Genomic DNA, 18,438 nt, shown 5'->3' on the forward strand with positions numbered 1-18,438 from the left:
ATTTTTATATAGAGAATTATCTATTGTCTTAATTTCGAAAACGAGATCTTTTCATTGGACCTTTCGTCGATCGAGATATTCCTCGCGGTTGCCAGCGACCGAAGCGTGACCAAGGCTGCCAAGGCCGTAGGGCGGGTGCCGTCGAATGTGACGACGCGCATCCAGCAATTGGAGGAGGACCTCGGCGTTTCCCTCTTCAGCCGTGACGGCAAGAAGATGACGTTGACACGGGAGGGCGAGACGTTTCTTGCCTATGCCAACCGGCTTATGGCGCTTGCGCTCGAAGCGCGCCAGGCCGTGCGGCCTCTCGCCCCATCGGGAATATTGCGGGTCGGCACCATGGAGAGCACGGCGGCAAGCAGACTGCCGTCGGCGCTGACGCAATTCAATCAGATGTGGCCTGATGTGTCACTTCATCTGACGATGGGAGCCTCCCGCGATCTTGCCCGCGACGTTCTCTCCGATGTGCTGGATTGCGCGCTGATTGCCCGCCCACCCAAGACGATGCGCGAGGAGGATTCAGGTTTCGATGCCGAACTCAAGGCGCTGGAGATGAAGCCGATCTTCGTCGAAGAGCTGCTGATTGTGTTGCCATCCGGGCATCCCTCCATCAAATCCGCCGCAGACCTGCGTGTCGGATCACTCGCCGCTCTAGAGCCCGGCTGCACCTATCGCAGGATCGCCGAAAACTGGGCGCGCAAATCGAGCGCGCTGCCGACGAGCGAGCTCGGTTCCTACCACGCGATCCTGGCGAGCGTTGCGACCGGGAATACGGCGGGTGTCATGCCGCGATCCGTCCTTGACCTCATGCACTGGCCGACGCCTGTCCAGACCCATCAATTGGGGCTCGTTGAGACGCTGCTCGTCTATCGCAGGAATGATCGCCCCAGCGCGTTCAACGCATTCCACGAAGTCCTCAGCGCGACCAAAGGCAGAGGTCCCCGGTTGACAACAAACTAGTCCGCACACCTTTCTCCTTCGCCGCCAGATAATCCTCGCTTAAAATTGGTCTTGTCATGCAGTATCCCGTTTCCCCAAAGGTGGGACCGAGCCGCTTCCGCCGCTTCCGTTTGTTCTCACCTATTCTGGCCGGTGCGACCTTACGAGAGCGATTGATTGCATGTCTCGGCGCTTTGCTGGCCATCGGTTTCACCGGCGTCATCAGCGGCTATCTGTTCGGACAGGGACCGCATCTTCCCTTGATCGTCGCGCCGATGGGGGCGTCCGCGGTGCTTCTTTTCGCGGTGCCGGCAAGCCCGCTGGCGCAGCCATGGTCGATCATCGGCGGCAATACGATTTCGGCTCTGATGGGAATCATTGCCGCCTATTTCATTCGTGATCCGATCATCGCGACCGGCGTCGGCGTTTCGCTTGCCATCGGCGCGATGTCCTTCACGCGTTGCCTTCATCCGCCAGGAGGTGCCGCCGCACTGACCGCCGTGCTCGGCGGCCCTGTCGTTGCCGGCTGGGGGTTCCTCTTTCCCTTCGTGCCCGTCGCTTTGAACTCCTGCATTCTCGTCGGTCTTGGCCTGCTGTTCCACAGGCTGTCCAAGCGGAATTATCCGCACGTCGTTCCAAAGCCGGCGGAGAACACCCATCAGACGATCGACCCGCCATCCTCGGTGCGGGTGGGGTTTCGTGAGGAGGATGTCGATGCGGCCCTCGAAGCACTTGACGAGACTTTCGATATCGACCGGGCAGACCTCGGCCGGCTGCTGCAGCAGGTCGAGCTGCAAGCGGCCATCCGCTCAAACGGCAAGATCAACTGTGCCGATATCATGTCGCGCGACGTGATCGCCATTGGGGAGGCTTCGGAACCGGATGCCGCTCGGCACCTTCTGCTCAAGCATAATATCCGTACACTGCCGGTGAAGGATCCAGAAGGCCGTCTCGTCGGCGCTGTCGGTTTGCGGGAGTTGTCGATGAGCACCGAGACCATCGCCCATGCGATCTCGAGGCCGGCGGTGGCCAGACCGTTGGATCCTGCTCTGTCGCTATTGCCCGTTCTGACGGACGGGCGCACACATGCCGTTATCATTGTCGATGACGATCACCGCATTCTTGGCCTGATATCGCAGACGGATCTCCTGAGCGCAGTGGCGCGGCTGCTGCCAAAGGAGGACAATGCGATTGCAGCGGTGGCCTGAGGGCTGGACGTGGAGCGTAGCTGGAGCTGGAGAAAAAGTCGGTGCTGATCGAGCGCGATTCAAATGGCGATTTTATCCTGGAATCATCGGAACTGGCGGAGCGGTTCGGATTATCGCTGGCCGATCTTCGCCGCCACATGCGCCATGGTTCCGTCGTCAGCTCCGTGGAAGTCGGGACAGCTGAACACGAGGGGACGAAACGGGTCTCGCTTCGGCTCGGCAACAGGCTTTGGCAAGCCGTTTTGAACGATGAAAATGAAGTGCAGCAGGAGCAGATGACCGTTCTTCGGGGTAAATCCTCCGGATGGCATCCACGCTGACATCATCGTTATGTGTGATATCGCGCGGTGCTTGTGACCTGCAGGCACGGCATTTCCTACCGATCGCTCGTTTCGAAGAGGCCGCGGGCCGCCTCGACCATCGACCGCAGGTGATTGGGGTCGCGCACACCCTGGCGGTAGAGTTCGATGACGATACTCGCCATTCGTTCGGCTTCGTCGCTGTCCTTTGCCACCTGGTATTCGGATCTGAGCTTGTCGAAGACCTGCTGGCAGATGTCGAGATCGCGGGAGTCCAGCGGTACCTGCGATCGGCTTTTGATCGTTTGAACCATCTCTATTCCCTTAGACATGGCCCGCCTGGGGGTGCGGGCGGGCCGGCAGCCTTTTTAGAAATCCATGCCGGCGGCGCCTGGAGGCATAGGCGGCGGCGCGTCCTTCTTGGGTTTCTCGGCGATCATGGCCTCCGTCGTGACGAGCAGACCGGCGATGGAGGACGCATCCTGCAGCGCGGTGCGCACCACTTTCGCCGGATCGATGACGCCCTGGGCATAGAGGTCGCCATATTCGCCGGTCTGAGCGTTCCAGCCATAGGAGAACTCGCTTTTCTCCCGCAGCTTGCCGACCACGATCGAGCCTTCTGCACCGGCGTTTTCGGCGATCTGGCGAGCCGGCGCCTCGACCGCGCGGCGGACGATCTCCACACCAACGCGCTGGTCCTGGTTGGCCGTATTGAGATTATCGAGCGCCTTGACGGCGCGCAACAACGCTACGCCGCCACCGGGCAAAATGCCCTCTTCGACGGCGGCACGGGTTGCATGAAGCGCGTCGTCGACGCGATCCTTTTTCTCCTTCACCTCGACTTCGGTCGAGCCGCCGACGCGGATAACGGCAACGCCGCCGGCGAGCTTGGCAAGGCGTTCTTGCAGCTTCTCGCGGTCGTAGTCGGAGGTGGTTTCCTCGATCTGGGCCTTGATCTGGGCAACACGGCCTTCGATGTCGGTCTTGGCGCCTGCCCCATCGACGATTGTGGTGTTTTCCTTCTCGATCGAAACCTTCTTGGCACGGCCGAGCATGTCGAGCGTGACGGATTCGAGCTTGATGCCGAGATCTTCGGAGATGACGGTGCCGGCGGTCAGGATGGCGATGTCTTCGAGCATGGCCTTGCGGCGGTCGCCGAAGCCAGGTGCCTTGACGGCAGCGATCTTGAGGCCGCCGCGCAGCTTGTTGACGACGAGGGTAGCAAGCGCTTCGCCTTCGACGTCTTCAGCGATGATCAGCAGCGGCTTGCTGGATTGGACGACGGCCTCGAGAACCGGCAGCATCGACTGCAGGTTCGACAGCTTCTTCTCGTGGATGAGAATATAGGGGTCTTCGAACTCGACCCGCATCTTGTCCGCATTTGTCACGAAATAGGGGCTGAGGTAGCCGCGGTCGAACTGCATGCCTTCGACGACCTCGAGTTCGGTTTCGGCGGTCTTGGCTTCTTCGACGGTGATGACGCCATCATTGCCGACCCTTTCCATGGCATCGGCCAAAAAGCGGCCGATTTCGGCATCGCCATTGGCGGAGATTGTGCCGACCTGGGCGATTTCGGAATTGTTGGAGATCTTGCGGGCGTTGGCCTTCAGTTCCGCGACGATGGCGGTGACCGCTAGATCGATGCCGCGCTTCAGGTCCATCGGGTTCATGCCCGACGTAACGGCCTTGGCGCCTTCCTTGACGATTGCCTGGGCCAGCACCGTTGCGGTCGTGGTGCCGTCGCCGGCGATGTCGCTGGTCTTCGAAGCAACTTCGCGGACCATCTGGGCGCCCATGTTTTCGAACTTGTCTTCGAGTTCGATTTCCTTGGCGACCGAAACGCCGTCCTTTGTGATGCGCGGCGCGCCGAACGACCTGTCGATCACGACGTTGCGGCCCTTCGGGCCGAGGGTCGCCTTCACGGCGTTGGCCAGGATGTCGACGCCACGCAGCATCTTCTCGCGGGCTTCGGTGCTGAATTTGATTTCTTTAGCAGCCATGTCCTCACTCCTTCATAGCCAGCCAGAGCAATTCCAGGAAAAGTGCGTTTTCGCTCGGAATTGCGTAAAATAAAAGCTTGGAACGGTTCTGCGTTTCCATGAAAAGCTGAAGCGCTCCAGCATCGACCGATGTCAGCAGGGACCTCAGGCGGCCTGCTTCTTTTCGCCTTGGGCCTCGATGATGCCCATCACGTCGCTTTCCTTCATGATCAGCAGGTCTTCGCCATTGATTTTGATCTCGGTGCCGGACCATTTGCCGAACAGGATGCGATCGCCGACCTTAACGTCGAGCGACTGGATCTGGCCGGCTTCGTTGCGCGCGCCGGGGCCGACGGCGATGACCTCGCCTTCCTGCGGCTTCTCCTTGGCGGTGTCTGGAATGATGATGCCGCCCTTTGTCTTTTCTTGTGAATCGACCCGGCGGACGAGAATGCGGTCATGAAGCGGTCGGAACGACATATCTTCCTCCATCGACAAACAATGATGACGTTGTTCCCGCGGCCGGACCGGATAACCGATCCGGGCGGGTGCAGGTTCGCGCGCGCGCCTTGCGCGAATGATCTGGTTCGAGGGTTCAGCAATTTCAAGAGGCGACGAAAGAAAAATTAGCACTCTCCGCCGGAGACTGCTAACGCCCGACAGGGAACAGACAATCCGCTCCTGCGTTCGAATAAAAAGGCGAATGGCATTGAGGCTTGAATCCGGATTTCGCCATTCCTAGTTCTGTGGTGGCCGAGGCTTGATGAGCTCGGCCACCGTCCCACGTCTTTAGGAGTGAGTGACATGGAAGAGAACACCAAACTGATCAAAGACCTCAGTATCGAGGAACGCGAGGAAATCTTCGTCGATATCGCTCGTACGCTGGAGGACACGGCGCGTGAGGCCCTTGTCGAAGGCAATATGCATTTTGCGGCACTTTCCAACAACATGGCCGAAGCGATCCGCGTCAACGCCGACGAACTCGCCCGTGACGATCCGGAAAATGCCGAGCTGGTATTGCAGCAGGCAACGGCGATGATCTCACAATTCGAAGCCGTGCACCCCTATCGGATGGTGAGCATGGCCGTGCATTGATCGCGCCCCGGGCGATGCGGCTCGCCACCCGCCCAAATCATTCTCTACACGCGCGCGGAACTCTCCTCGTTTGCAGAGGTTATTGGATCACAACATCGAAAGGTGATCCATGACGACTTCTAGATCCAACGTGCCGCCAGAGAGCGGCACGGACGATGCCCGGTCCGCCGATACCGAACGGGCCGAGATCGATCGCCAAAGGGCATTGGCAAACGCCCTGCGCAACGCGAGGTCGGCATCAGATCGCGATAGCGGCACCGTAACCCCAAGCCTGAAGCTTGCAATGGACTATCTTAGCCTCGGTGGCCACCGCCGATCCATGATCGACGACAATATCACCGACGTTCGCCAATGGGATGAGGATCCGCCGGAGGCGGAACGGTTCTGGAAGGAACAGGTGGAAACGCTTCCAAAGGATCAACGCAAACAGGTGGAGGATTTCCTTCCAACCATCAACACGCCTTGAAGAGTCGCTCTTCGGACGGCTCATCCCAATGCGCTTGGAGAAGGCCATGGCTATAGACAAGCACGAGCAGATTCGCCAGCGCGCCTACGAAATCTGGGAGGCCGAGGGCCGCCCGGAGGGCGCCGACAAGCGCCATTGGCTGCAAGCCTGCGACGAACTGGCCGGTGAGGATGAGCACGAGACGCTGCAGGACCTGCTCGATGAAGACGACAGGGATGATGCGGCCCTGCTTCAGGGCGCCGGTGAAAGCGCCGATTTCGATCGGCCAAGAACGAGGCCTGTTGAGGCCGCCAAGGCTCCGGTGCCTGACATCGAGATGACGACGGGCGAAAGACCTTCCACGCGGAAGATCAGGAAGACCGAAGGGCCGTGATCGTCATGCAGCATCTCGACCATGCCATCCAGATCGCACTTACGGCCCATGAAGGTCAGTCAGACAAGACCGGCCAGCCGTTCTTCGAGCACTGCCAGCGGGTAGCCCTTCTCGTTTCCGGCGACGAGCCACGAACGGTTGCCTACCTTCATGACGTCGTCGAGAAGGGAAACGGCTGGACGCTCGACAGGCTGAGGGAGGAAGGCTTTCCGCCGGCGATCATCTCCGCGGTAAATGCTCTGACACGGCGGCCGGACGAGCCGGACGACGACTTCGTCAGGCGTGCGGCATCAAACCCGCTATCCTTGCCCGTCAAACGCGCCGATCTGGAAGACAATCTCCGGCAGGCCGAACAGGCCGGCAAGAAAACGGAAAAATACCAGCGCGGACTGGATCTCCTGCGCGACATAACGAGCGGATCATAATTTTACGCAGTTCGCCGGCATTGTCGGCAATCGGGCAAGCGTCCACTACCCGCCTCATGTCATGCATCGAGAGCCGGCGGCCGCCATGGCACGGCGGCGGAGGCCGTTTTGGCATTTCATGCTTTGTTGGCAAACCACACCGTCGGCGCGCCGAGCACACCTGCCGTACGCATCGCCGTCTTCAGTTCGTCCAGCTTGCTGAATGCCTGCGCCGCTTCAAACGTGGTAAACTCGTGGGTGACGGTAATATCGTTCGGATTGTCGATGGCGCGATAAACGGCTTGCGCCGTCACCCCGTTGGCCTTCTGCACCTGATGAAACGCATCATATGTCTTGCGCCAAGTGGCGTAGTCGGAAACCTCGTGCCTCACGAATAATGTCGTCATATCATCCTCCCGCGTTGCGTTTTCAAGTTCGGTTCAGACGCGTGTTACGATTGCACGAGGAACGTCATGGTCTCGGGCAAGACGCCGTCACTCGCCATCGCATCGGCCGCCGCCTTGGTCTGCATGAAGGCCATCAACTTATCCATATCAGCAACGTCCATGACCAGGCCGACATGGTTGGACGTCTGAGGATCCGTAAACGTGCGAATGTTCGTGACGCCGATCGGTTCGAATATCTGTTTGCGCATCGGTGAAGCGAGCCAGTGTTTCGTGTCCTTGACATTGTGATGGACCATTATGGTTGGCATTGCATCCTCCTCTGGCCTTGAAAAATGAAAGGCCAGTACATCCCTACGCTTTGCCCAGCTGTAGTTCAACAATATTACGATGAACGGATATTTTGCTATTTTATCGAAGATATAAATATAATTACTTGGAGTAATCCGAAAATATTACGGTTGGCAGCCGGTCTTGGCGCGTGTTATTTTCGCGACAATGGCTTTTGCAATAGTTCCGGCGTCCGGGACCGCCGCGCGTGAGACGACAGAGGCTCAGAATGGCCGAACGCCAACCATTTGATCTCAAGGCTTATGGGCACGACATCGGAACAAGGCCATGCTTTATCTGCGGCTTGGTCAGGAACGACCCTGACTTCTTTCACCATCGCGTTTTTGAAGACGACGAGACGATCATTTTCCTGAGCAAATATCCCACTCTATCGGGTTATTGCATCGTCTGTCCGAGGGAGCACCGTGAGGATCTCGCGCGGGACATGTCGACGGATGAATATCTTCGATTACAGGAGAAGGTGCATGTCTTGGCGCGCGCCCTCAAGAGCGTGTTCGACGCCGAGCGAATTTATGTGCTTTCGCTCGGCAGCCAACAAGCCAATAGCCACCTGCATTTTCATGTCGTTCCCTTGCCTTCAGGTGTACCTCTTGAAGAGCAGCAATACCATGCACTGATGGCGGAATACGGGGTTTTGCAGATACCTGACGATCAAATGGCACAGTTGGCGCAGCGCATCTCTGAAGCATACCGTTCCGAGCTGATCGCACGATAATCAATCTCCTGGCTCCCGGTTGAACCCCGGAAGCCAATGCCCCCAAGCTACGTCCCGAGGGCGAATGCCGGCACCGGGGTGCCTTTTTCGCGAAAGAGCCGTTCCACCTCGTCGAGGCGGGGACAGGCCGGCGGATTATCGAGCGCCTTTGCCCAGTTTTCACGGCTGGGCAGGGCCATCGCGGCGGTCACCAGCACGGTGGTGCCTGGGCCGCTTTCGCCGCGCAGCTGCGGCAGCAGGGTCTTGGCGTGGATGAGATTGGTGTTCGGGATCGGGCTCATCGCATGGCCGACCCTCGGATTGGGCGATAGATCGACGATGGCGCTGACGTCGGTCCGTCCGTACCAGACGGCCCGGCCATCGCTTGCATCGGAGCGATCGGCATTGAAATCCGCGCGTTCGATCGCAAAGCCGCCCTCGATGGTCAGCAGGATGCGCGGCGTGGCGATGCGGTGGATGCGAATGTGCCACGGGTTTTCGGGAAGCAGCCAGGTCTCGATGGTGACATCGCTCCAGGGGCGCCAGCGCGAATAGAGCAGGTCACCTGTCATCAACGCCTCTTCGAGGGTTTCCCGCATGCGGAAATGGACGCCGTCATCGGAGAGGCCGAGCATGCCGTCAAAGCTTGCGGCGGAGAAATTCCGGTCGTTGGCTTCGATGTTGAAGGCGTAGCGTGTGGAATAGACGAATTTCGAATATTTCTCGTTTGCGCCAAGCATCTTGTCGTGCTGCTGCCCTGAGGAGAGTACGACCACGTTTCCCGGCGTGTGCATGGCGACCATTCCCGCTGGCGTCAACGCAACCGGTTCCGGAAATTCCGGCTGCGGTGCCTCTTCGGCGGTCCAGAACGGATGACCCTGCGGAAGAGCGAGCGGCAGGAAGAATTTCAGCGCCCAATAGGGTGAACCGGGAGAGTTGTAGCTCTCGCTCATGAAGAGGTTCGGATAGCCGTAGCCGACCGAAAGAACGCCGTCGCGATCGGCAATCGGCATGGCGGACCACCAGCGGATATGGCGCATGTAATAGCCCTTGATCTCAGCCCAGGGCAGCGCCTCGACGCCGGCAAAGGCAAGCGCGCCCCAAAAGCCGCCCGCCGCAAAGCGGTAGGTCTGGCTGCGGCCGAAGGCAAGGGCTGCGCCATCCGGGCCGAACCAGTGGCGAATATCCCTGGCGAAGATCTCGGCGCGACCCCGGAACCGATCCTTGCGCGCCTCGTCGCCCTTGGCCAGCACGGCATAGATCAGGCCGTAGAAATGCATGGCGAAGGGAATGTAATGATCGACCCGCCGAACCGGCCCGTCGCGATACCAGCCGTACCCGAGGTCGAAGGCCTCCAGTTCGTCGAGATAGGCGAGGGTTTTCCGGTGATCGAACGCCACGCTCACGCGTTCCAGCCCGAGATCGATGAGCACACGGAAAAATTTCCAGTTGTTATCGATGAATTCCAACTCGCGCGCCCTGAGAAGATAGGCAGAGACCGTTTTCTTCTCGCTGTCGTCAAGCGGTTCCCAGATGTGCTCGGGAACGAGCGACAGGGCGAAGCCGACGGCGGCGAGCTCGACCAGCCGCTGATTGCGGTCGGCAAGATCGCCCCAATATTCGGGGTGAGCAGGATTGGTGCCGTTTGCCAGGCCGCGGCGATAGAGATCCCAATGCGGAAACGTGCCTCCGCCGGCAACGAGCGGAACGATCCCCCAGAGCGGCCGTGCAAATCCCTCCAGATCCGCCGCCGCCCGATCGAAGGTCGCGCCGGCTGCGCCGAGGCGCACACGGGCGCCGCCTTCGGAAAAATACGGCAGCAGCGGCTCGAAGAGATCGGTGACGGCCTTGGCCAGGTCGTCGCGTGTCCTCAGGGGATTGCCGAAAAGCGGATTGGCCCTTGCGGGATCATAGATCATCGTCAGCTCGAAATTCCTCAAACCAAATCGGCCGCGGGCCAGATGCCGGTCCGCGGCCAGGGCAATCTTGCGAGGCTTACTTGATGGCCTTCACGCCTTCGGTCATTTCCTTCAATCCGTCGTCGATGGAGGTATTGTCGGTCATCATCGCGTCATGCACGCGATTGAGCACGACCTCGATCTTGGCGGCGTTCGGATTGACTGCCATTTCCAGATAGGCTTTCGACGGTATCAGCGCCTCCTTGCTGGCTGCGTCCTCAGGAAAGCCGGGTGTTGCCGCGATCTTTGCGCTGACATCGGCGGTCTTGAGCGCTGGGAAGGTGCCCGTCGATGCGATGACGGCAGCGCCCTCAGGACCGGTGACGAACTTGATAAAGTCGAGGGCTGCATCCTTGTGCCCGGAATTGGTGTTGACCGCCAGACCCGAAATCTGTGCAGCCGTCGTGCCGGCTGCAACGCCGTCCGGATGCGGGAACTTCACGATGCCCCAGTTCTTGCTCTTCGATTCACCCGATTTCACCTTGGCGATCTGGGTGCCGACGAACCAAGTGCCCATCGGCAGCATGCCGATCGTGCCGTTGAAGAAGAGCGCCGAATAATGCGTGTTCGACGTCTTGAGGAAGGCGTAGGAGGGAATGGCGCCGTCCTTCTGCAGGGTCAGCGCCCGCTCGTACCAGGGCTTCAGGAAGGCGTAGTCGCCATCGACGAGCGTGTGTTTTCCGTCAAGGATGCCGGGCAGCTGGACGGTCGAACGCCAGGTGTGCAGCAGCGCGCCATAGGTCTTGTTGGTGCCCATGCCGCCCGTAAGCTTCTCGGCGGTCGCGTCGAACTGCGCCCAGGTCATGTCATTGGTGGGGTAGGGGACGCCGGCTTTGTCGAAGATGTCTTTGTTGTAATAGACGATCCAGAAGTCGGAGCGGAACGGCAGCGAATAGATCTTGCCGTCGATGGTCAGCTCTTCGATCAGGCCGCCAAAGGGAGCCGGGTCGATCTTCTGATCCTTCACGAAGCCGCTGAGATCGGCGATGTTACCGGCGCGCACCAGGTTGGTGTAGCCCGGCACATCCTTGACGGTGACGATGTCGATGTCCTTGGAGCCGCCGGTCAGTTGCGTCGAGATCATCTGCTGGTAGTCTTGCGAGCCGAGGTCCATCGGCTCGAACTTCACGTTGGGGTGCTTGGCCTGATAGGCCTCGATCAGCGGCTTGTAGTAGGCGGTCTTGTCCCAGTCCCACAAAGCCCATTTGAGCGTCACGGCGTCCTGAGCAAGCGCTGCGCCGGCCGTCATCGCCGCCAAGGTGAAACCCGCCACGGCAAGTTTCACCGTCCCCCCGAATTTTTCCAAATACATTCCCGTTCTCCTTCCCTGGATCATCTCTGGATCAGTTATTTTATGAAGCGTCTCTTCTATGCGGTTCGCGGTGCGGCTGTCTTGCGTTTGGCAGGTGTAGAACCGTCACCGCCGCCCGATGGACGCCGAATGCGACGGCGAACATTCCGAGTGAAAAATTGAAGATTGCCGGCATGAACACCGAAACCGGATAGAAGAGGATGTGCGCCAGCCAAAGGCTGGCGGTAAAGGCGAGGGCTGCAAGCGCCGGGAAAGGACGGACAATGGAGGCGAGGGCGGCGAGGCGCAGCAGCATGAGAGCAGGCAGATCGCGCATCACCATCAAAACGAAGAGATGGCAGGCGAGGACCGCGACGAAGGCGGTGGCGACGAGCGCGATCGTCAGCGGTGCGCTTAGCAACAGATTGTGGCGTGCGCCGGCGGCATAGGTTGCTATCGCATAGAGGCAGACTGCGAGAGCGCCCGCCAGCGCCAGGCCCCAGGCTGTGGCGCGCCAGAAGTAGCGCAGAAAGGCTTCCGTGAAGTCCCGCAGCAGATAGGAGTTGCGGTCTTCCACGAGGGCCACCGAGACCCGGGCCATGGCGGCGAGGGCTGCCGGCAGCGTTACGACGAAGAGGCCGGCCAGGATGAACAACATGTTCAGCTTGACCATCTCCCACCATTCGCGGACGAGGATCTCGGCGAACAGCGCAAGGCCGGTCCTCCTCGGAGCATCCTTCGGAATGCCCGGTCCCTCCCTCGTCCACATGTCCCGCAACCAATCCATAGCCGTCTCCCGCAGGCGCCTCAGTATAGAATCGAGCGTTCCGTTTCCGTGTCGAACAGCTGCGCATTGGTCATATCGGCGACCAGCGCCGCCTCCTCGCCGATCTCGGGCCGGTAGCGCGGCGAGACGCGGGCGATGAGATTGCGACCGCCTGCCACCATGTTCAGGTGCACTTCCGAGCCCATCGGTTCGGCAAGTTCGACGATCGCCTTGAGGGGCGCCAGGTTCTCGGGCGCGATGTCGGCCGGCGGCAGCTCGTGGAAATTCTCGGGACGGATGCCGAGCATCAACTCGCGACCCTCGTAAGGGGCGATCCTGCGCTTGTCGAAATGGGCGGGAAGCGGCAGTTCCCGGCCGTCGAAGACAGCGACGTAGCCGTCGCTCCGGCGGGTAATGGTCGAGGGCAGCATGTTCATCTGCGGTGCGCCGATGAAGCCGGCGACGAACATATTGACGGGGCGGTCATAGAGGTTCTGCGGCGTATCCACCTGCTGGATGTGCCCGTCCTTCATGACGACGATCCGGTCCGCCATGGTCATGGCCTCGACCTGGTCATGGGTGACGTAGATGAAGGTGGCGTTGAGGCGCTTGTGCAGCTTGGTGATTTCCGAACGCATCGTGCCGCGCAGCTTGGCGTCGAGGTTGGAAAGCGGCTCGTCGAGAAGGAAGACCGCCGGATTGCGCACCATGGCGCGGCCGAGCGCGACGCGCTGGCGCTGGCCGCCTGAAAGCGCCTTCGGCTTGCGATTCAGGAGATGAGAGATGTCGAGGATCCTGGCGGCGTCCTGCACCTGGGCATCGATGAAGTCGCGCGACACCTTCCTGAGCTGCAGGCCGAACGCCATGTTCTTGTAGACGGTCATATGCGGGTAGAGCGCGTAATTCTGGAAGACCATGGCGATATCCCGATCTTTGGAAGGGACGTCGTTCATGACGTCGCCGCCGATCTTGAGCTCTCCTCCCGATATTTCTTCGAGGCCGGCGATCATCCGCAGCGTCGTCGATTTGCCGCAGCCGGAGGGGCCGACCAGAATGATGAATTCCTTGTCGGCGATCTCGAGGTCGATGTCGTGGACGACGGTGAGCGCACCGTAGCTCTTGTTCAACTCTTTAAGCGAAATGCTGGCCATCGGGTTCTCCTGAATTCACCAATAGGAAGACCAGCTGCGCGAAAGGCGCGTCAAAGCTTCCATGTAATAATAATCTCCCCAGGAGACGCATTCATCGACACCCTCGCCGCGGCAGGTGTTGAACGGCGATTTCTTCGAATAGGTGGCGTGCAGCACCAGGCCGTTGGAGGCCTTGGGATCCTTGACCGCATAGTGATCCGCAAGGCTCTTCATCATGCGCCGCGCCAGCGCGCGATAGTGTGCTGCCGGTTCCGGCTCGACGAGATCGGCCATTTCCAGAAGGCCGCAGGCGGTGATCGAGGCCGACGAACTGTCGCGCGGCTCGCTGTCGCCGTCCGAAAAGACGAGGTCCCAATAGGGCACCATGTCGCCCGGCAGCCGGTTGAGATAGAAGGCGAGCAGCCGGTCGAAGGTTTGGCGATATTCCTCGACCCGCTCATAGCGATAGGAGAGGGCCATTCCAGCGATTGCCCAGGCCTGTCCGCGCGCCCAGGCGCTGTCGTCTTTGTAACCCTGTTTGGTGGCGCCGCGCACCGGCGCGCCGGTGACCGGGTCCATATAGAAGGTGTGATAGGTGGAATCATCCGGCCGCACCGAGTTGGCAAGCGTGGTGCGGGCGTGAATGAGCGCGATCTCGCGGTATTTCGGATCGCCAGTCTCGCGGCTTGCCCAGTAGAGCAGCGGCAGGTTCAAGAGGCAGTCGATGATGTAGCGGTATTCTTCCGCCACCCCTTTGCGGCCCCAGGCCTGGATGAACTGGCCGATCGGCTGGAAACGCTCGATCAGCTGGTCGGCGGCAAGGATCGCGGCTCTGCGGCCATCCTCGTCGCCGACAAGTTTCCAGGCGGCGATGCAGGAGGGCGAATAGAGAAAGCCCATATCGTGATGATCGGTCTCAATGCGATTGACGATCCGATGCAGGAACGATTGGACCTGAATTTGTGCCGCATCCCGGAAAGCCGCGTCGCCGCTGTGTTCGAATGCGAGCCACAGCTCGCCGGGCCAGAAGCCGGCGGTCCACTGATCGTTCGCCACGGGGGGATAGAAATTCTTGATGCTCGAATGGTTCTGCGCGGCGTGGGTGAATTCTGGAAGGTTGCGCCTGACCTGCTCGACGGCGATATCGAGCGCGGCCTTCACTTCCTCATCGGTAATCGGCTGCGGGGCGACGGATGAAACGGCGTTCACGGCTTAACCCTTCAATCCAGTCGAGGCGATGCCCTCGACAAAGAAGCGCTGGAGAACAAGGAAGACGACGAGGACCGGAATGAGGGCGACGACGGAGGCCGCCATGATGAGCCCGTATTCGGCCGAATATTGCGAGATGAACATGCGCAGGCCGATCTGGACGGTCTTCAGCTCGGTCTTTGTGAGATAGATCATCGGCCCGAGAAAATCGTTCCAGGTGGTGACGAAGGTGAAGATCGTCAGCGTCGAGAGCGCGGGTTTCGACAGCGGCAGCATGATGCGCGCCCAGATCTGGTACTCGTTCATGCCGTCGATGCGAGCCGCCTCGCAGAGCTCGGTCGGGATCGACATGTAGAACTGCCGCATCAGGAAGACGCCGAAGGCGGTGAAGGCCTGCAGGCAGATCAGCGCCAGATGGGTGTTGTTGAGCCCGAATTCACGCATCAGCAGGAATTGCGGCACCATATAGACCTGCCAGGGCATGGCGATGGTGGCGATGTAGCCGAGGAACAGGGTGTTCCTGTAGGGGAAATTCAGCTTGGCGAAGGCGTAGGCGGCAAAGCTGGAGGTCAAAAGCTGCAGCAGCGTGACGATGATCGTCAGCTTCGACGTGTTGTAGATGAACAAGGCGAGCGGGATCTTCGTCCAGATATCGACGTAGTTATGCCATTGCGGCTCGGACGGTATCCATTCGATCGGGAAAGCGAACACGTCGCGGCTGAGCTTCAAGGATGCCGAAAGCATCCAGGCAAAGGGCATCAGCATGATGAGCGTGACGGCGATGACGATGGCGTAGATCGCGACCGATCTGACGGTTACCTTGCGTCCGGCGATCCTCATGCCTCGTCCTCCCTCTGGCGCCGGAACTGGAAGACGGTGACGGCAAGCACGAGGAAGAACAACACCAGCGAAACCATGCTGGAATAGCCGAGATCCCAGGAAATGAAGGCCTCGTTGTAGATGTGGTAGACGAGGACGAGTGTCGAGGTGCCAGGCCCGCCCTGGGTGATCATGTAGATCTGGTCGAACACCTTGAAGGACTGGATCGTCAGCATCACGGTGACGAAGAAGGTCGTCGGCCCGAGCTGCGGCACGGTGACATGGATGAACTTCTGCCAGGAATTGGCGCCATCGAGATCGGCGGCCTCATAGAGTTCGGAATTGATGCCCTGCAGGCCGGCCAGATAGATGACCATGTAATAGCCCATGTTCTTCCAGATGCCGAAGAGGATCACCGTCACCATCGCCCAGTGGCGATCGGCCGCCCATCCCGGCATGTTCTTGGGATCGAGGCCGAGCGTATAGAGGATCATGTTCACCGGTCCCATCTCGGGATTAAAGATCATGTTCCAGACGACGGCGACGGCCACCAGCGAGGCGACATAGGGGAAGAACATCGCCGTGCGGAAGAAGTCGCGCCCTGCGATCTTCTGGTTGAGGAGAACGGCGAGGCCGAGCGCGCAGATGAGCGTCGCCGGCACGGAGGCGACCGTATAGATCACTGTGTTCCAGAACGCCGCGATAAAGGCCTTGTCCTCGAAGAGCCGCCAGAAATTATCCAGCCCGGCGAATGTGATCGCATTCGAGCCGTCCCAATGCATGAAGGCGAGCACGAAGGCGAACAGGATCGGGCCGAGCGTGAAGACGGCAAAGCCGATGAAATTCGGGGCAATGAAGGAATAGGCGACGAGCGCGCTGCGTATCCTGCGCTGGCGCTTGGACAAGACCGCAGCCTTCCGGCGAGAAGTTGCCGGAGCGCCATCCGTCGCGATGACTGAATTGGATATGGACACCGATGCCTCCTCTTCCTCCTGCAACCACATAGCACATATCCGGTATTGGTCAAACAAGTTCTGAATAGATCATACGAATTTCGTGGAAAGCGCAAAAGACATATGATAGGTGAGCATGCAGACCAAACGCCCATCGATGCTTTTCCGGCACGGGGAGAGACATGTTCAGCGAGATTTCAGAGGATCTGCCCGATGTGCTGGGCGATTTTACGCCCGGGGTCTGCGCCGATCGCCTCAGATGGAGCGCGGTGCCGCAGGCGGTACGGGAACTGGTCGTTGGCGAAGCCGAAGAGACGCTTGCGCGCGCCTTTCCGCTGATTACGGCGTCGGACTACCGGGAGTACACCGAAACCGGCAACCGCGCGCGCTTCGAGGAGCTTTATTTCAGACGGCGCCGGATGCTCGACAATCTGGTGCTCGGCGAACTCGTCGAAGCCGGCGCGCGCTTCCTGCCGAAGATCGTCGACGGCATTTTCCTGATCGCGGAGGAGAGCGGTTGGCAGCTTCCGGCGCATAACGCCTATGAACGAAGCGGCGCACGCTTGCCGCTTCCCGACAATTCGCAGCCTGTCGTCGACCTCTTCGCCGCCGAAACGGCCGCCCTGCTTGCCACCATCGTCGCATTGTTTCGCAACGAGCTCGACGCCATCAGCCCCGAGATTACGGCACGCGTCGAGCGCGAGATCGAGATCCGCATCCTCTCGCCCTATCTCGGCAGGCATTTCTGGTGGATGGGCCGCGGTGAGGAGCGGATGAACAACTGGACGGCATGGATAACCCAGAACATCCTGTTGACGGTCTTCTCCCTGAAAACGGGCCAGCCCACGCGCCGCGCCGTCGCCAAAAAGGCGCTCGGCAGCCTCGACGCCTTCCTGAAGGACTATGCCGAGGACGGCGCCTGCGAGGAGGGCGTGCTTTATTACCGCCACGCCGCGCTCTGCCTACATGGTGCGTTGACCGTCCTGGACGCCGTGGCGCCCGGCCTGTTCGCCGGGCTCTGGCAGCAGCCGAAGATCCGCAACATGGCCGAATATATCGCTCATATGCATGTGGCCGGCCGCTACTATTTCAACTTCGCGGATTCTTCCGCTGTGGTCGAACCCTGCAGCGCGCGGGAATACCTGTTCGGACAGGCGGTCGGCTCTGAGATGCTGGCTGAGTTCGCTGCAGCCGACAGGGCTGGGGCCGACAATCCGCACCTGCCCGGGGAATGGAACCTCTGGTATCGCGTGCAGGAACTGCTGGTCGGCCCGACGCTTCCCGCTGCCGCCAAACCTCATCCCGCATCCCAGCGCGATATCTTCTATCCCGGCATCGGCTTGTTCATCGCCCGAGACGAGCAGTTTTCGCTTGCCGTCAAGGGCGGCAACAATGGCGAGGGCCACAATCATAACGATGTCGGGAGCGTGACGCTTTACAAGAATGGACGTCCGTTGCTGATCGACGTCGGCGTCGAGACCTATACCGCAAAGACCTTTTCGGCGCGGCGCTACGAGATATGGACGATGCAGTCGGCGTTCCACAACCTGCCGACATTTGCGGGCGTCATGCAGTCGGCCGGCGAAGCTTTTGGCGCGCGCGATGTCGAGGTCGGGTTTGACGAGGGGAGCGCGCGCATATCGCTCGATATTTCAGGCGCCTATCCGTCCGAAGCGCAACTGCACAGCTATCGGCGCGTCGTTTCGCTGCTGCGCGGACGCCATGTCGAGATCGTCGACACCTATGACGGCGGCAAGCCGGCGGTCCTGTCGCTGATGACATGCCTGCCGCCTACCGTCGGCCCGGCCAGGATCGACCTAGCCGACCTCGGCAGCATGTTCGTTGAGGGCGCCGGCGAGATCGAAATCGACGAGATCGTCGTGGATGACGCCCGGCTGAGATCTGCTTGGCCCGAGAAAATCTACCGGCTGCGTGTGAGGTTTGCCGACAGGCTCCTGAGATTGCGGATCGTCTAGAACGGGATGGCTTTAGGCCGGGTCGGCCCAAAGTCTGAATCCTGTTCTAAATTAAAGAGTTAGAGCATGATGCCGTCCGAAAATCGCTCACAGTTTTCGGCATCATGCTCTGGGGAGGGCGAGC

General features: G+C 60.1%; 21 protein-coding genes. 9 read left to right on the forward strand and 12 right to left on the reverse strand.

Going from position 1 to position 18,438, the window contains the following annotated elements:
• Window positions 1–54: 54 nt before the first annotated feature.
• Genes N2A41_RS26420 through N2A41_RS26430 form a run of 3 tightly spaced genes read left to right on the forward strand, consistent with a single transcriptional unit; the run spans window position 55 to window position 2,467 of the window.
• A complete protein-coding gene (locus tag N2A41_RS26420; RefSeq protein ID WP_260111220.1) occupies window positions 55–960 on the forward strand; it encodes a LysR family transcriptional regulator in 906 nt (301 codons plus the stop codon).
• Window positions 961–1,016: 56 nt separating this feature from the next.
• Window positions 1,017–2,147: an HPP family protein gene (locus N2A41_RS26425; RefSeq protein WP_170275982.1), complete on the forward strand. Its 1,131-nt coding sequence runs from the start codon at window positions 1,017–1,019 to the stop codon at window positions 2,145–2,147.
• Window positions 2,148–2,188: 41 nt separating this feature from the next.
• Entirely contained in the window at window positions 2,189–2,467 is a 279-nt protein-coding gene (locus N2A41_RS26430; protein ID WP_260111221.1) for a DUF6522 family protein, read from the forward strand.
• Window positions 2,468–2,523: 56 nt separating this feature from the next.
• Here the strand turns inward: N2A41_RS26430 and N2A41_RS26435 are convergent, their stop codons facing one another.
• The 3 genes from N2A41_RS26435 to N2A41_RS26445 all read right to left on the reverse strand — a co-directional run bounded on the left by N2A41_RS26435 (window position 2,524) and on the right by N2A41_RS26445 (window position 4,905).
• Entirely contained in the window at window positions 2,524–2,760 is a 237-nt protein-coding gene (locus tag N2A41_RS26435; RefSeq protein WP_162116296.1) for a hypothetical protein, read from the reverse strand.
• A 54-nt stretch (window positions 2,761–2,814) separates the two neighbouring features.
• Window positions 2,815–4,446, reverse strand: coding sequence for a chaperonin GroEL (gene groL / locus N2A41_RS26440; protein ID WP_222280743.1), 1,632 nt, complete (start codon window positions 4,444–4,446; stop codon window positions 2,815–2,817).
• Between the two features lie 144 nt (window positions 4,447–4,590).
• The gene (locus tag N2A41_RS26445) at window positions 4,591–4,905 is read right to left on the reverse strand and encodes a co-chaperone GroES (protein ID WP_170259611.1); all 315 of its coding nucleotides are present in this window, start codon (window positions 4,903–4,905) and stop codon (window positions 4,591–4,593) included.
• Between the two features lie 324 nt (window positions 4,906–5,229).
• Here N2A41_RS26445 and N2A41_RS26450 point away from each other — a divergent pair, with 324 nt between their 5' ends.
• The 4 genes from N2A41_RS26450 to N2A41_RS26465 all read left to right on the forward strand — a co-directional run bounded on the left by N2A41_RS26450 (window position 5,230) and on the right by N2A41_RS26465 (window position 6,784).
• Entirely contained in the window at window positions 5,230–5,520 is a 291-nt protein-coding gene (locus N2A41_RS26450) for a hypothetical protein (RefSeq protein ID WP_260111222.1), read from the forward strand.
• 109 nt (window positions 5,521–5,629) lie between these two features.
• Complete coding sequence (locus N2A41_RS26455) at window positions 5,630–5,986, forward strand: hypothetical protein (RefSeq protein WP_260111223.1); 357 nt, start codon at window positions 5,630–5,632, stop codon at window positions 5,984–5,986.
• Between the two features lie 46 nt (window positions 5,987–6,032).
• Complete coding sequence (locus N2A41_RS26460) at window positions 6,033–6,359, forward strand: DUF2934 domain-containing protein (RefSeq protein WP_260111224.1); 327 nt, start codon at window positions 6,033–6,035, stop codon at window positions 6,357–6,359.
• Between the two features lie 5 nt (window positions 6,360–6,364).
• Window positions 6,365–6,784, forward strand: a complete 420-nt coding sequence (locus N2A41_RS26465; RefSeq protein ID WP_170259734.1) for an HD domain-containing protein — start codon at window positions 6,365–6,367, stop codon at window positions 6,782–6,784.
• Window positions 6,785–6,900: 116 nt separating this feature from the next.
• Here N2A41_RS26465 and N2A41_RS26470 read toward each other — a convergent pair whose 3' ends face one another.
• The gene (locus N2A41_RS26470; RefSeq protein WP_260111225.1) at window positions 6,901–7,170 is read right to left on the reverse strand and encodes a cyclase; all 270 of its coding nucleotides are present in this window, start codon (window positions 7,168–7,170) and stop codon (window positions 6,901–6,903) included.
• A gap of 44 nt (window positions 7,171–7,214) precedes the next feature.
• Window positions 7,215–7,478 carry a hypothetical protein gene (locus N2A41_RS26475; protein ID WP_170259615.1) on the reverse strand — a complete coding sequence of 88 codons (264 nt, stop codon included), beginning with the start codon at window positions 7,476–7,478 and terminating at the stop codon, window positions 7,215–7,217.
• Window positions 7,479–7,726: 248 nt separating this feature from the next.
• Between N2A41_RS26475 and N2A41_RS26480 the strand changes: the two genes are divergently transcribed.
• Window positions 7,727–8,233 (forward strand): HIT family protein, encoded by a 507-nt coding sequence (locus N2A41_RS26480; RefSeq protein ID WP_260111226.1) that lies wholly within the window; start codon window positions 7,727–7,729, stop codon window positions 8,231–8,233.
• Between the two features lie 47 nt (window positions 8,234–8,280).
• Here N2A41_RS26480 and N2A41_RS26485 read toward each other — a convergent pair whose 3' ends face one another.
• The 7 genes from N2A41_RS26485 to N2A41_RS26515 all read right to left on the reverse strand — a co-directional run bounded on the left by N2A41_RS26485 (window position 8,281) and on the right by N2A41_RS26515 (window position 16,389).
• Complete coding sequence (locus tag N2A41_RS26485) at window positions 8,281–10,131, reverse strand: DUF2264 domain-containing protein (protein ID WP_260111227.1); 1,851 nt, start codon at window positions 10,129–10,131, stop codon at window positions 8,281–8,283.
• Between the two features lie 76 nt (window positions 10,132–10,207).
• A complete protein-coding gene (locus N2A41_RS26490) occupies window positions 10,208–11,482 on the reverse strand; it encodes an ABC transporter substrate-binding protein (RefSeq protein ID WP_260111228.1) in 1,275 nt (424 codons plus the stop codon).
• A gap of 40 nt (window positions 11,483–11,522) precedes the next feature.
• Window positions 11,523–12,248: a YesL family protein gene (locus tag N2A41_RS26495; RefSeq protein WP_260111229.1), complete on the reverse strand. Its 726-nt coding sequence runs from the start codon at window positions 12,246–12,248 to the stop codon at window positions 11,523–11,525.
• Between the two features lie 20 nt (window positions 12,249–12,268).
• Window positions 12,269–13,378, reverse strand: coding sequence for an ABC transporter ATP-binding protein (locus tag N2A41_RS26500; protein ID WP_260111230.1), 1,110 nt, complete (start codon window positions 13,376–13,378; stop codon window positions 12,269–12,271).
• A gap of 15 nt (window positions 13,379–13,393) precedes the next feature.
• On the reverse strand, window positions 13,394–14,566 hold the full coding sequence (locus N2A41_RS26505) for a glycoside hydrolase family 88 protein (protein ID WP_260111231.1): 1,173 nt from the start codon (window positions 14,564–14,566) through the stop codon (window positions 13,394–13,396).
• A 3-nt stretch (window positions 14,567–14,569) separates the two neighbouring features.
• Complete coding sequence (locus tag N2A41_RS26510) at window positions 14,570–15,406, reverse strand: carbohydrate ABC transporter permease (RefSeq protein WP_260111232.1); 837 nt, start codon at window positions 15,404–15,406, stop codon at window positions 14,570–14,572.
• Window positions 15,403–16,389 carry a carbohydrate ABC transporter permease gene (locus N2A41_RS26515; RefSeq protein WP_017967488.1) on the reverse strand — a complete coding sequence of 329 codons (987 nt, stop codon included), beginning with the start codon at window positions 16,387–16,389 and terminating at the stop codon, window positions 15,403–15,405. The genes N2A41_RS26510 and N2A41_RS26515 overlap by 4 nt, the downstream gene beginning before the upstream one ends.
• A gap of 131 nt (window positions 16,390–16,520) precedes the next feature.
• Between N2A41_RS26515 and N2A41_RS26520 the strand changes: the two genes are divergently transcribed.
• On the forward strand, window positions 16,521–18,314 hold the full coding sequence (locus tag N2A41_RS26520) for a heparinase II/III-family protein (protein WP_260111233.1): 1,794 nt from the start codon (window positions 16,521–16,523) through the stop codon (window positions 18,312–18,314).
• Window positions 18,315–18,438 lie beyond the last annotated feature (124 nt).

The organism is Rhizobium sp. SRDI969 (assembly GCF_025152725.1).
GTDB lineage: Bacteria > Pseudomonadota > Alphaproteobacteria > Rhizobiales > Rhizobiaceae > Rhizobium > Rhizobium leguminosarum_I.

Bases quoted from the DNA above. Each gene is read 5' to 3' on its own strand.
- N2A41_RS26425 (WP_170275982.1), top strand. From the start codon at position 1,017: ATGCAGTATCCCGTTTCCCCAAAGGTGGGACCGAGCCGCTTCCGCCGC.
- N2A41_RS26435 (WP_162116296.1), bottom strand. From the start codon at position 2,760: ATGGTTCAAACGATCAAAAGCCGATCGCAGGTACCGCTGGACTCCCGC.
- groL (WP_222280743.1), bottom strand. From the start codon at position 4,446: ATGGCTGCTAAAGAAATCAAATTCAGCACCGAAGCCCGCGAGAAGATG.
- N2A41_RS26445 (WP_170259611.1), bottom strand. From the start codon at position 4,905: ATGTCGTTCCGACCGCTTCATGACCGCATTCTCGTCCGCCGGGTCGAT.
- N2A41_RS26450 (WP_260111222.1), top strand. From the start codon at position 5,230: ATGGAAGAGAACACCAAACTGATCAAAGACCTCAGTATCGAGGAACGC.
- N2A41_RS26455 (WP_260111223.1), top strand. From the start codon at position 5,630: ATGACGACTTCTAGATCCAACGTGCCGCCAGAGAGCGGCACGGACGAT.
- N2A41_RS26460 (WP_260111224.1), top strand. From the start codon at position 6,033: ATGGCTATAGACAAGCACGAGCAGATTCGCCAGCGCGCCTACGAAATC.
- N2A41_RS26465 (WP_170259734.1), top strand. From the start codon at position 6,365: ATGCAGCATCTCGACCATGCCATCCAGATCGCACTTACGGCCCATGAA.
- N2A41_RS26470 (WP_260111225.1), bottom strand. From the start codon at position 7,170: ATGACGACATTATTCGTGAGGCACGAGGTTTCCGACTACGCCACTTGG.
- N2A41_RS26475 (WP_170259615.1), bottom strand. From the start codon at position 7,478: ATGCCAACCATAATGGTCCATCACAATGTCAAGGACACGAAACACTGG.
- N2A41_RS26480 (WP_260111226.1), top strand. From the start codon at position 7,727: ATGGCCGAACGCCAACCATTTGATCTCAAGGCTTATGGGCACGACATC.
- N2A41_RS26485 (WP_260111227.1), bottom strand. From the start codon at position 10,131: ATGATCTATGATCCCGCAAGGGCCAATCCGCTTTTCGGCAATCCCCTG.
- N2A41_RS26490 (WP_260111228.1), bottom strand. From the start codon at position 11,482: ATGTATTTGGAAAAATTCGGGGGGACGGTGAAACTTGCCGTGGCGGGT.
- N2A41_RS26495 (WP_260111229.1), bottom strand. From the start codon at position 12,248: ATGGATTGGTTGCGGGACATGTGGACGAGGGAGGGACCGGGCATTCCG.
- N2A41_RS26500 (WP_260111230.1), bottom strand. From the start codon at position 13,378: ATGGCCAGCATTTCGCTTAAAGAGTTGAACAAGAGCTACGGTGCGCTC.
- N2A41_RS26510 (WP_260111232.1), bottom strand. From the start codon at position 15,406: ATGAGGATCGCCGGACGCAAGGTAACCGTCAGATCGGTCGCGATCTAC.
- N2A41_RS26515 (WP_017967488.1), bottom strand. From the start codon at position 16,389: ATGTGGTTGCAGGAGGAAGAGGAGGCATCGGTGTCCATATCCAATTCA.
- N2A41_RS26520 (WP_260111233.1), top strand. From the start codon at position 16,521: ATGTTCAGCGAGATTTCAGAGGATCTGCCCGATGTGCTGGGCGATTTT.